This is a genomic window from Candidatus Electrothrix sp. (assembly GCF_052785085.1).
The window spans coordinates 24,461-36,747 of record NZ_JALAAI010000024.1; the positions used below are offsets into that span (position 1 = coordinate 24,461).

Sequence of the window (12,287 nt, forward strand, 5' to 3'; positions counted from 1 at the left end):
TTTGATATGTGTTCGTTCATGCATTCAACACGCCTAAGGGCAGACAGTTTCTCGTCTGCCCTTTATTTTTTCAACGGTTTTCCTCCCCGTTTTTTCTACATGCCCTGCCTACCGAATCAGGACTTCCATCCTTTTTTATTTTAAGCTTTTTTGTCGATTGCTGAACCTTTTTAGGCTTTTGTGAGGTAACCAACAGCGTTTGCAGGCAATATCTAGATATCTTTTTTTTGGGGGAATGGTGTATGAGTGCAAATTAAAAAAGCCCCCGCTGATTAAAATCAGGGGAGCTCTTTTTAACTGACGGCTCGTTAGCCGAGTTTCATCAATCTCGCCTTGGACTCCTCATTCTTCGCCAATCGAGTCTCCAGCTCCTCCTGTTTGGCCCGTTCCTTGTCCACCACCGCTGCCGGAGCATTATTCAGGAACTTCTCGTTGCCCAGTTTACCCTGCACCCGCTTCAGCTCCTGCTCAATCTTCTTGCGTTCACGGGCCAGTTTGTCCAGCTCCGCTTCCACGTCAATCAGATCCTTGAGCGGCACAAAGACCTCCACCCCGCTGTCGGTGAGGACATGTCCGGCATCGTCCGGTACTGTGCCGGACTCCATGATCTCCAACGATTCAGCGCGGGTCATGGAGCCGAGCGCATCGCTGAAGGAACTGAGCAGTTCCCGTTGCGCCGCATCAGCACAGATCACCGAGGCCTGTACTTTCATTGTGGGATGTACATCCGCCTCAGAGCGGATAGTACGAACGGCTGAAATGACATCCATCAAGAGCTGCATGGACTGTTCTGCCTCGGCATCCTGCCAGGCTGGGTTGGCCTCCGGGAAAGGCTCCAGCATAACTGTACCGCGCTCACCGGGCAGCTGACTCCAGATCTCCTCGGTCACAAAGGGACAGATAGGATGGAGCATTTTCAGGATGTTTTCCAACACGCAGAGGAGTACCCCTCTGGCCTGCTCGCGTTTGGTCTCATCATCAGAGAACAGATCCCTCTTGATCCACTCCACATACCAGTCGCAGAATTCATGCCAGGTAAATTGATAAAGAGCTGAGGCAATCAGGTTGAAATCGTAACCGTCCAGGGCCTTGCGCACGTCGCGGATGGTCGCATCCGTGCGACTGAGTATCCAACGGTGGGGCAGGGCGAGGTCAACAGGTTTATCTGCTGCGGCGACAATCCCCGGATCGCTGTTTTTGATGTGCATCTGAGCAAAACGGGCTGCATTCCAGAGCTTATTGATAAAGCGGCGGTAGCCGTCAATGCGCTCCTCGTCCATCTTGATTTCGCGCCCTTGGGCGGCAAAGGCGGTCAGGGTGAAGCGGAAGGCATCAGTTCCGTACTGGGCAATCGTATCCACGGGATCAATCACGTTACCGGTGGATTTGGACATCTTCTTACCGTGCTTATCCCGCACCAGAGCATGGAGATAGACATCCCGGAAAGGAACTTCGTCCATAAAGTGTAGGCCCATCATCATCATCCGGGCCACCCAGAAGAAGAGGATATCAAAGCTGGTGATCAGGACTGAGGTGGGGTAGAAGGTGGCGAGCTCCTTAGTTTGTTCAGGCCAGCCCAGAGTGGAAAAGGGCCACAGGGCTGAGGAAAACCAGGTGTCCAGGACATCGGTTTCCTGCTCAAGATCCGAACTGCCGCAGATAAGACAGGCATCCGGTGCCTCTAGGGCTACTATGAGTTTGCCGCATTCCTTACAGGTCCAGGCCGGGATACGATGTCCCCACCAGATCTGACGGGAGATACACCAGTCGCGGATATTGTCCATCCAGGAGTAAAAGGTATTGTACCAGGTATCCGGGTAGAGCTTGATTCGTTCCTCCCGCACCGCCGCCACAGCCTTGTCCGCCAAGGGCCGTACCGAGACAAACCATTGCTTGGAGGTGGTGGGCTCAACCACGGTGGCGCAGCGGTAGCACTTACCCACAGCATGGTCATAGTCTTCGATCTTGTCAAGAAAACTCATCTCATTCAGATCCTTGACGATCTGCTCACGGCAGGCAAAACGATCCATACCAGCATACTTGCCAGCCTGATCATTCATGATGCCGTGGTCATCCATGATCTTAATTCGTTCCAAATTATGGCGCAGACCGATCTCGTAGTCGTCCCGGTCATGGGCAGGCGTGACCTTGAGGGCACCGGTTCCGAACTCCCGTTGGACATGATGATCTAGAACCACCGGGATAACCCGATCAACAATAGGCAGACGAATACCGATCTCCTGAAGGCCGGCATAGCGTTCGTCATCTGGATGGACAGCCACGGCTGTATCGCCGAGCATGGTCTCCGGCCGGGTCGTGGCGATGATCACAGATCCAGACCCGTCCGCATAGGGATAGCGGAGATGATAAAGTTTGCCCTTGGTGGGATCATGTTCCACCTCATCATCAGCCAAGGCGGTATGACAGCGCGGGCACCAGTTGACGATATAATCGCCCTTGTAGATCAACCCTTCATCATAGAGACGGACAAAGACCTCGCGCACGGCTTTGGATAAGCCCTCATCCATCGTAAAACGCTCCCGATCCCAATCGCAGGAGGCTCCCATCCGTTTGAGCTGATTGATAATGGTGCCGCCTTTATCGGTTTTCCATTGCCAAACGCGTTCGATGAATTTATCCCGGCCCAGATCATGACGAGTCATTTTTTCTGTGGCCAGCTGGCGTTCCACCACGTTTTGGGTGGCAATACCGGCGTGGTCTGTACCTGGCACCCAGAGGGTGTTGTCGCCCTTCATCCGGTGATACCGGGTCAGCAGATCCTGCAGGGTGTTGTTCAGGGCATGGCCAATATGGAGCACGCCGGTGACATTGGGCGGGGGAATAACGATGGAGAAAGCATCCTTACCCTCTGCCATTTCCGCGCTAAAGGTTTTATGTTCCAACCAGTATTCGTACCAGCGTTGTTCGGCTTCCTCAAACTCGTAGGCTTTGGGCAAATCGTATTTGGCGGAAGGCTGTGCCGGGATATTTTTTTCTGTCATAATAGGTAACTCCGATCCCTTCTCTTGGGGAGGGATAACGAAACATGAAGATTGCTCAAATGGCTCAATGCCTCATTAGCAATGATTACGAATGAGGAAAAATTGAGGATAATGTCAAGTAAATGTAAAGCAGCTAGTATATAACACTGCGCAGGAGGGTTCAAGGAATACCGTTTTTTGTTCTGAAAAAGAACGTACTCTCAGTCTCTGGGGAAATATCTTGAGTCATCTGCGGGATACAGTATACTGCTTGGGTATATGAAAGGTTATAAGCAGAAAAAATTGAGCAGGCCTAGCTCGGAGGAGAAAAGAAGGGTGACTGTTCGGGGATTGCATCCAGAGAGTGGTGAACTCTTGCGCCGGGTATTTTGTGAAGAGACAGTGCATTGGCCTGTTCATGAAACTGCTCAAGAAACGTTTTCAGAGGAGATTTTTTTTCAGGACGTTGTCACTCAGGGAATGGCACCGCTTCTGTTTCGGAAAGTAGCAGGAGAGCCAGGAACCACTTGGCCGCAATCTCTTGTTCAGCGACTGAGAGAGTTATCTTTACAGCAGAGTGCCGTTGAAATGGTCACTGAACTGGATCTTCGACAGTTGCTGGCCACTTTTGCAGACCGTGGTATCAACCCACTTCTCCTGAAAGGGACGCCGTTATCCTATATCCTGTATCCAGAACCTGGCCTGCGCCCGAGATGTGATACTGACCTGCTTATCCTGGCACAAGATCGTGAAAAAACAGCGAGCCTGATGCAGGAATCAGGTTATGCTCCTCTTCATGAAGCACAGGTGGATTATATCAACACCCAGATGAGTTATGCCCGAAAAAGCGAGCAAGGGATAAGATGCTGCTATGATATTCACTGGCAGGTGAGTAATTGCAATCGTCAGTTCAGTCAGGAGTTTGCTAACGGAAAAATTTTTGAACAAGCTGAGGCTATTCCAATTTTGGGAGAAAATGCCCACACCTTGACTAAGGTTGATGCGTTAATCTTTGCCTGCTTTCATCGGGCCGGTCATTTTTCCCATAGCGGTGATCGGTTGATCTGGTTGTATGATATTCATTTGCTGTTTCAGGCCTTGACAGAACAAGAGGGCATGCGGTTTTCTCAGCGGATTAAAGAACTTCAGATTATTTCACTTTGTGTTGATGCCCTAAAAACAGCGCAGTACTGGTTTGGCACGGTCTGCCCTGAAAGCCTCCAGACTATCCTGTACGAAAAAAACACCTCTGGAAACACTCAGGAGGCCTTTGCCCATCTTTTAGGAAGCAGCAGAAATGATGGTGTTAAAAAACAGGCATTGCTTGAACTTCAGGGCTTGTCCACCTGGCAGAAGCGTTTGTTGTATGTTGTGCAAAATTTTTTTCCCCCACCAAAGTTTATGCTCTGGCGTTATCACAAAGAAAACAAGCTTTTTTTGCCCTGGTTATACATCCGGCGTGTTGCTGAAGGGCTGATTATTTTTTTCCGTAAATAGCAGAGAAAGAGGACATGAGTTGAAAGCTCGACTACCTGCTTTTTTCCTTGGTATGTTGTGTGGTGCTGTGCTGATTATGGTCAGCGGGGGAGTATTTATGCGCTATGCCCCTTTTCTGCTTGTTGTGGATGAGCCAGTCACGCAGGCGGATATTGCTGTTGTGCTTGGTGGAGGCGGAGGAAGTCGTCTTCGCAAGGGGTTATCGTTGTATGAATCCGGGTTTGTTAACCATCTGGTCCTGGTGGATAGAGCAAAGCGTGACTGGGCAGCCATGTTACAGCGGCTCTGCCCGGACTGCGCAACAACAGGAAAAATAACCATTCTGGAAGGTTCACAGAATACCTTTACTGATGCGGAAATAACAGAGCAATACAGCCTTGATCATAACATAGAAAAGATGCTTGTTGTGACAGACCCCTATCATACCCGTAGGGCTTCCTTGATTTTTAAACATCAATTTGCCAGAAGTGAAGTTCAGGTTCGCGTGGTCAGTTCCGGGGCCTTTGGCCACCGACTGGCACCGAATGAACAATGGTGGCAGGATGACAAAACGCTCAAGACAATCTGGACAGAAATGACTAAAACCTTCATTATATTAGTACGACATTATGAGATACTTGCTGACTAAACTGCTTCCCCTGCCTGTTTATCCTCTGGGCATGGGGATCGGTCTTATTGTTGTTTCCTTTATTTTTTTGCGGGGCAACAGAAAATGGATTGCCGGATTGACCTTATTGCTGTCCGTCATTGTTCTTTGGGGGGCTTCTACACAAAAGACTGCTGAGTTGGTCATGCATTCTCTGGAGCGACACTATCCACCGGTTGCTGTTCAGGATACGCCCAAGGCTGAGGCGATTGTTGTCTTGGGTGGTGTCACTCGGGGAATGGTTCCCGGAAACGGCCTGACCGATCTCAGTGGCGGAGTTGACAGGATTGTCCATGCGGCCCGTCTTTTTAAGGCAGAAAAGGCTCCTCTTCTTGTCCTGTCCGGCGGTAATGCGCCAGGATATAGATCTGAAGCCGAGGATATGGCAGATATTCTGCAACTCATGGATATCCCGGCAGACAAGATGCTACTGGAGACCAAGAGCAGAAATACTCAGCAGAATGCCCTGTATTGCCAGGAGATTTTTCAGCAAAGAGGAATCAGAAATATCCTGCTGGTGACTTCGGCCAGTCATATGCGGCGGGCTGAAGCGATTTTTAACGGGATTGGAGTGTTTGTAATCCCGGCAGCGACAGATTACCAATTGGTCGAACGTGCTCCTTCTTTCCTGGACTGGCTACCCCAGGCCGGGGCACTGGAGATGACAACCAAGGGCATTAAGGAGTATATCGGCTATTGGGTGTATCTGCTGACAGAGACGGTAAAAGACTAACAAAGGCAAACCATCTATTGAGAGATGAATCGAAAATATTTGTTGATCTTCCATGCGCTTCTCCTAGGGATCCTTATTGTCTTTGGAACGAGGTCAGGCTGGTCGGAGCAATCCTTTGCTGCAACTAAGAAAAAAAAAGGGCAAAGCGTACAGGAGTTAGTCATTGCTGATAAAGGCAAGACCAGTGCTGTTATTGTGGTTGCCGATAATGCTGGCCTTAACGAACTCTTGGCTGCTGAGGATCTGGTGAAATATATCGGCATGATGTCCGGTGCCACTCCGGCCATTGCCAACACCCCGGAGACCATTGCCGCCGCTCTTCAGGGAAAACACCCTGTTCTCCTTATCGGGCAGGAGGCATTAAAGGCGGACAAGTCTCTTGCTGCAGCCCTGCAAAAGCCAGTCACGGTTCAAGGATTATTACGCAGCGATGCCATTGTCCTCCGACGGAAAGATAATCGACTCTATCTGGCTGGCAGTAACGATCTCAGCCATTATTATGCAGTCATAGAACTCCTGCGCCGTTGGGGCTGTCGATGGTATCTGCCCACGGAATTCGGTGAATGTATCCCCAAAAAGCCGCGTCTGACTATCGGTGAACTCAATTATACTTATGCCCCGCCTTTTGAGATCCGATCCTACTGGATTTCCTGGCTTGGAGACCGTACAGGCATGGAAGATTTTCAGCGACATAATTTCATGACCTTGGGGAAAGGTGATTTTCCGCCCACTGGACATGCTTTGGGTAAGTATGTTCGGGATTTGAATAAGGACATTTTTCGTATCCCCTTGACAGCCCCGGAAACAGCTGAACATATCGTGAAGCAGGTGGAAGAGAAGTACGCTGCTGGCGAGAGCTTTTCTTTGAGTATGGAGGACGGCGTGTACGAGTCTACCTATCCTGGTGATAAAAAGCTGATGAAACTGCAATGGGATAAGTACTATCTCCGTTGGAGTATGACTGATCCCTTTCTGGAGCTGTATAATAATGTGGCTGACACTCTTCAGAAAAAATACCCGGACAGTCCGGCCAAGATCGGTTTTCTTGCCTATACCAATATGACCATCCCTCCTGTGCAGGAGATGAAGGCAGAGAAATCCCTGTTCTGTGAGCTGGCTCCCATTGATATTGATCCTATTCACGGTATGGATTCCCTCCAGTCGCCGCCCCGGCAGGAGTATAAGGATTTTGTTTATACATGGGCTGAGGTGATGGATGGGCGGCTGGCGATCTATGATTACGATCAGGGGATGCTGGTTTGGCGCGATCTCCCCAATCCCTCCCATCAGGCCTTTGTCCAGGATGTGCAGCATTATCGCAAGGCCGGAATCCTGGGAATTCATACGGAATCCCGCAACGCCATTGCCACCACCTTTCTCAATCTTTATCTCCGTGGGCAGCTGATGTGGAACCCGGATGTGGATATCCAGGCTGAACTGGCAGCGTTTTATCCCAAATTCTATGGACCGGCCGCTGAACCGATGCGGGAATATTGGGAGGCCATCTTTCAGACCTGGGAGCAAACTATCGTAACCGAGCACGAGTATTTCCTTGCCCCGACCATCTATACCTCCGGCCTGCTCAAGACCATGAAGGCGCGGATGAAAGAAGCAGAGACCTTGCTTGAACCGTTGCGCAAAAAGAAATCGCTTTCCCGTAATGAACAGCTCTATCTTGATCGAATAGCCTTTACCCGGATGAGCTGTGATATTACAACCCTGTACCTGGCAATGGTCAAGGCGGCGGCCTCTGATATTGACTATAAAAAGGCGGTGCAGCTTGGCGAAAAGGCCCTGGTTATCCGGGAAAAACTCACGGCCATGAACGGCACCTTTACCACTTATAAGGGCATGAAGGTGGAAAACAAGGGCTATGCCTGGTGGCCTGGTGAGGTTCGGCAATACCGTGAGCTGGAGCAATGGGTGAACGGTGATAAGGGGAAACTGGTGCTCAAGCTGCCCCTGGAATGGGCCTTTCGGCGGGATCCGAAGAATATCGGGGTGAAAAAGAATTTTGCCACTGAGCCGGTGGATTTGACCTTCTGGCAGGCAAACCGGGGAACCTATACTCTGGATCTGCTCAAGGACTACCCGGCGACTGAATGGGAGATGCTGCGGACAGACCTGTACATGCAGGCCCAGGGGGTGCGCAATCCAGATCGGCAGAGCTATACTGGCTATGCCTGGTATCGCATTGAGGTGGACATCCCGGCAGAGCAGGTCGATAAGAAGCTGCACCTCCGTTTCCCCGGTCTGTTCAACGAATGCTGGCTCTATGTCAATGGCGAGGAAGTGGCCCACCGTGAACAGAATCCGCTCTGGTGGAACAACGATTACCGCTTTGAGTGGGATGTTGATTTGACCGGCAAGATCAAACAGGGTAAGAATATCCTTGCCCTGCGGCTGAACAGTCGGCATCATTTTGCCGGTATGTTTCGCCGACCTTTTATCTACGCTGCGCGTTGACCAGTAGGGGCGAACCTGTGTGTTCGCCCTTATGCCGGGCAGACACGCAGGTCTGCCCCTACAATTCCGCACCTGCAAACGGGAATTTTATAAATATACTTTCAGGACAGCACCATGAATATACAACAGGATTTACAGCAACGACTGGAAAAAAAGCCCATCCTTCTCATGACCCATCTGGTTCTGGGATACCCATCACTTGAGGTCAACCGGGAGGTCATTCGTCAGATGGCGGAAAACGGGGTGGATTGCATTGAGATCCAGATTCCCTTTTCCGAGCCTATGGCGGACGGCCCGGTGATCCTCAAGGCCAACCAGGATGCTCTGGCTGCCGGGATTCGGGTTGAGGATAGCTTTGCCTTTGCCAAGGAGATAGTGGAGGATTTCCCTCAGGTTCATTTCTTTTTTATGACCTATTACAACATTGTGTTCCGCTACGGCCTGAATACCTTTATTGACCGGGCAGCGGATATCGGCATGAAGGGTTTTATTATTCCTGACCTGCCGCCGGAAGAGGGGCAAGACTATCTGTGTCTGGCCAGGGAAAAGGATATGGCGGCCATTATGTTTTTTACCCCGACCTCAACGGACGAACGCATGGCTGAGGTGGCAGGGCAGGGTAGTGGGTTTGTCTACTGCGTGGCCCGTAAGGGAGTGACGGGCAAGCAGACCGCAATGGACGACGGCCTTTCGCAATATCTCCTGCGTTGCCGTCGGGCAACGAACCTGCCGCTTGCAGTGGGCTTCGGGATCAGCAGCCGTGAGGATGTGGCCCTGCTGGAGGGCAAGGCGGATATGGCGGTTATCGGGACTGCGACCATCAAATTGGTGGATAAGGAAGGGCCAGAGGCGGTGGGGCCGTTTATTCGTTCGCTTATTGGGGGGTGATAAAATGTCGAAACGGAAACTGATCAGTTTTGACTGGGCAATGAAGAAGTTGTTGAGGAGCAAAGCCAACTTCGAGATACTTGAAGGTTTTCTCAGCGAACTCCTCAGAGAAAATATACGTATTCTTGAGCTGCTCGAAAGTGAAAGCAACAAGGAGGACAGCAAGGATAAGTTTAACAGGGTGGATCTGAAAGTAAAGAATGATAAAGAAGAGATTATCATCATTGAGGTCCAGTACGACCGGGAATTCGATTATCTCCAAAGGATAGTGTTCGGCACCTCGAAAGTTATAACAGAACATATCGAAAAAAGTGCTGCGTACTCGGAGATAGTCAAGGTTATCTCCATAAACATCCTCTATTTTGATCTGGGCCAAGGCAGCGATTATATTTACCACGGAACAACAGCGTTCAAAGGTCTTCACTCTCAGGATCTCTTGCAACTTTCCGAGGAGCAGCAGGAACTCTACGGGAAAAGTAAAATTCATGAAATATTCCCGGAGTATTATCTGATCAAAGTGAACAACTTTGATGATATAGCTAAAGACAGCCTTGACGAGTGGATCTATTTCCTGAAAAACGAAGAGATCAGGGAGGATTTCAAGGCCAAGGGGATCAGGAAGGCCAAGCAGGAACTGGATATATTGAAGCTTCCCGAAGAAGAGCGTCTGGCCTATGAAAGATATCAGGATGATCTTCATTATCAGGCAAGTATGGTGGAATCATCCTATACCATAGGGGTCATCAAGGGTGAAAGAAAAGGAAAGGAGAAAGGAAGGGCCGAAGGAAGGGCCGAAGGAAGGGCCGAAGGGCAAATTGAGGGGAAAAGAGAAGTTGCGGTCAAGCTGCTTGCTTCCGGGAGCTTGGATATAGAGGCAATTGCGGAGATTACAGGGTTATCGATTGAAGAGCTTCAGGGGTTGAAAAAGGGGGATGGCGATGATTAAGTTGATGAATAAAGAAGGGCCAGAGGCTGTGGGGCCGTTTATTCGTTCGCTGGCCAAAGGATAAGTGAGGGTGAGCGGCCTTTCCGGGAATAAGGCTCTGGCAAGGGGATAGCTTGTATTAAGTATTTGAGATATCAGGAAGGCTCTGAGATCCAGTATGTATTCAGGAGTGAAGTCATGACAGCGATTGTTCACGATGTGATGAACAAAAACATTATTGAGTATTACAATAACTTTACCTTTCCTCATCAGATGTACTCGCTGGGAACCAATAATATTCACTACGGGTATTGGGAGGATGGGCATTGGGAAGGCGTTCAAAGAAAGGATCATAGGGATGCTCTGGAGCGCATGAATGCTGTTATGGCAAAAGCCGCCCGGATATCTGTGGAAGACACTGTTCTTGACGCCGGTTGCGGCACTGGCGGCAGCGCGGTCTGGCTGGCAAAAACAATGAAGTGCCGAGTCACCGGAGTAACGCTTTGCGAGCAGCATATTCCCCTGGCAGAGCGTTTTGCCCGAAAAAATAATGTTGATCATCTTTGTCAATTTTTCTGTAAAGACTTCAGTGATACCTGTCTTGATCCTGTGTCCTTTGATGTGGTCTGGGTGCTGGAAAGCAGCTGTTATGCTTTGGATAAGAAGAAACTTCTTGAAGAGGCTGCACGGTTGCTTAAGCCGGGAGGACGACTGGTTGTTGCGGATGGTTTTTTGCAACAGGCAGAGTTATCTGAAGATGAACAGGAGATGCTGAATCGCTGGATGCTTGGTTGGGCAGTACCGAATGTGCTCAACGTGGATCAGTTTGGCAGGTATCTTGAAGAGAGCGGGTTTGAGGATATCAGCTTTGATGAAATTACGGAAAATATCTTGCCAACCTCATTACGAATGCATCAGGTTGCCAAGGTAGTATATCCGGTTGCGGCTTGGTCGCATCGCCTTGGTGTTTGCTCTGAGCAGGCAAAGAATCATTGGTATTCCACACGGGATCAATTTCATTTTTTTGCTGATAGTATTTCCTGTTATGGTATTTTTTTGGCGCGTAAAGCGGGTTGAGGAGTGAAAGGAGTTTTGCAAGATATTCTGCCACCTGATTTTCCCGGAGTATGGTAATCTCTATACGGAGGGCAAATAAGCATGAACAGAGACTCTATTTCAAAAACCTCTACGGATGAATACCCGCAAGTGACGCAGGCGGATTTCGACCGGGCTGTTTTGCGTCGGAACCTCGAACCTGATGAAGAAAAACAGCGCATCACTCTTGCGCTTGATGCCGAGGTTGTCCGGTATTTTAAAACAAAGGGCGGAAAGCAGGGCTACCATCATCTTATCAATGAGACCTTGAAAAGAATCGTCAGGCTGGATATTGCCGAACAGAATGGTTTTGAAGAAATTTTGCGAAAAATTATCAGAGAGGAGCTGGCAGCGGCTGGTAATGCTCATTAATCTCCAAGTGACTTGAAATGAAAACAAAAGGACGGGATAAGGAAGCCTTGATCATACGGAATGCCAATTTGGCTTGTGCTGCTGGCAGGCTTTTACTTGGTGAAATATCAACCTGGCAAGAATTTCTTGAGCCCGATACAGTTGACTATTCCAGTCTTCCGCGTAAGCAATTAAAAAGTGGCAAGTTTGATGTTCAAAAGAGTCTAAAATATCGAATCAAAGATTTCTGCAAATCCAATTTCTCCTCTATGACCCTAGAAAAACTTGTTTCTCTGTATGAGGAGTTAAAAGCACATCGTAAACTGGAAATTCCATACACGGAATTTCGGGATAAATATTCTTCTATCAAAAGGTTCTACGAACAAGGCTACCCAGAGCATAGTACCGTTTGTGTTTCATTATGGGGTCTGCAGTATCGATTTCCTGAGCATGATTTTTCAAATGATATGATCATTGCAATAGAGCAACTGATCAAGGGCGATAAGGAGTTGGATGAATATCGCGAAAAACAGCACTGTCAACTTTCTAAAGAAAAGAAAAATCTTGCTGAGTTAATACAGGCCCCTGACAGCCTTTCTGTAAAATGGACATAAGGCGCAATAACCCGACAGCCCTCAGGTTGGAGGCTCTCTCAGGCTCACGTTAATCAGCTTACCGTTACGTTGTATACCCAGAGCTGTTAAC

10 protein-coding genes are annotated in these 12,287 nt (G+C 49.2%); 9 read left to right on the forward strand and 1 reads right to left on the reverse strand.

From position 1 onward, the window contains the following. Positions 1 to 308: 308 nt before the first annotated feature. Entirely contained in the window at positions 309 to 3,002 is a 2,694-nt protein-coding gene (locus tag L2082_RS06105; protein WP_446009088.1) for a valine--tRNA ligase, read from the reverse strand. Positions 3,003 to 3,284: 282 nt separating this feature from the next. On the opposite strand from L2082_RS06105, the gene L2082_RS06110 reads away from it, so the two are divergent. The 9 genes from L2082_RS06110 to L2082_RS06150 all read left to right on the forward strand — a co-directional run bounded on the left by L2082_RS06110 (position 3,285) and on the right by L2082_RS06150 (position 12,196). Then, positions 3,285 to 4,478: a nucleotidyltransferase domain-containing protein gene (locus L2082_RS06110; RefSeq protein ID WP_446009089.1), complete on the forward strand. Its 1,194-nt coding sequence runs from the start codon at positions 3,285 to 3,287 to the stop codon at positions 4,476 to 4,478. A gap of 19 nt (positions 4,479 to 4,497) precedes the next feature. Further along, complete coding sequence (locus tag L2082_RS06115; protein ID WP_446009090.1) at positions 4,498 to 5,106, forward strand: YdcF family protein; 609 nt, start codon at positions 4,498 to 4,500, stop codon at positions 5,104 to 5,106. Then, the gene (locus L2082_RS06120; protein ID WP_446011536.1) at positions 5,096 to 5,857 is read left to right on the forward strand and encodes a YdcF family protein; all 762 of its coding nucleotides are present in this window, start codon (positions 5,096 to 5,098) and stop codon (positions 5,855 to 5,857) included. The genes L2082_RS06115 and L2082_RS06120 overlap by 11 nt, the downstream gene beginning before the upstream one ends. Before the next feature lie 24 nt (positions 5,858 to 5,881). Then, positions 5,882 to 8,323: a DUF4838 domain-containing protein gene (locus tag L2082_RS06125; protein ID WP_446011537.1), complete on the forward strand. Its 2,442-nt coding sequence runs from the start codon at positions 5,882 to 5,884 to the stop codon at positions 8,321 to 8,323. Positions 8,324 to 8,437: 114 nt separating this feature from the next. After that, positions 8,438 to 9,211, forward strand: a complete 774-nt coding sequence (gene trpA, locus L2082_RS06130) for a tryptophan synthase subunit alpha (RefSeq protein ID WP_446011048.1) — start codon at positions 8,438 to 8,440, stop codon at positions 9,209 to 9,211. Positions 9,212 to 9,215: 4 nt separating this feature from the next. Next, on the forward strand, positions 9,216 to 10,157 hold the full coding sequence (locus L2082_RS06135; RefSeq protein ID WP_446011538.1) for an Rpn family recombination-promoting nuclease/putative transposase: 942 nt from the start codon (positions 9,216 to 9,218) through the stop codon (positions 10,155 to 10,157). Positions 10,158 to 10,334: 177 nt separating this feature from the next. Then, positions 10,335 to 11,213 (forward strand): SAM-dependent methyltransferase, encoded by an 879-nt coding sequence (locus L2082_RS06140; protein ID WP_446011228.1) that lies wholly within the window; start codon positions 10,335 to 10,337, stop codon positions 11,211 to 11,213. A gap of 81 nt (positions 11,214 to 11,294) precedes the next feature. After that, positions 11,295 to 11,603: a BrnA antitoxin family protein gene (locus tag L2082_RS06145; RefSeq protein ID WP_446011229.1), complete on the forward strand. Its 309-nt coding sequence runs from the start codon at positions 11,295 to 11,297 to the stop codon at positions 11,601 to 11,603. 17 nt (positions 11,604 to 11,620) lie between these two features. Further along, the gene (locus L2082_RS06150) at positions 11,621 to 12,196 is read left to right on the forward strand and encodes a hypothetical protein (RefSeq protein WP_446011230.1); all 576 of its coding nucleotides are present in this window, start codon (positions 11,621 to 11,623) and stop codon (positions 12,194 to 12,196) included. Positions 12,197 to 12,287 lie beyond the last annotated feature (91 nt).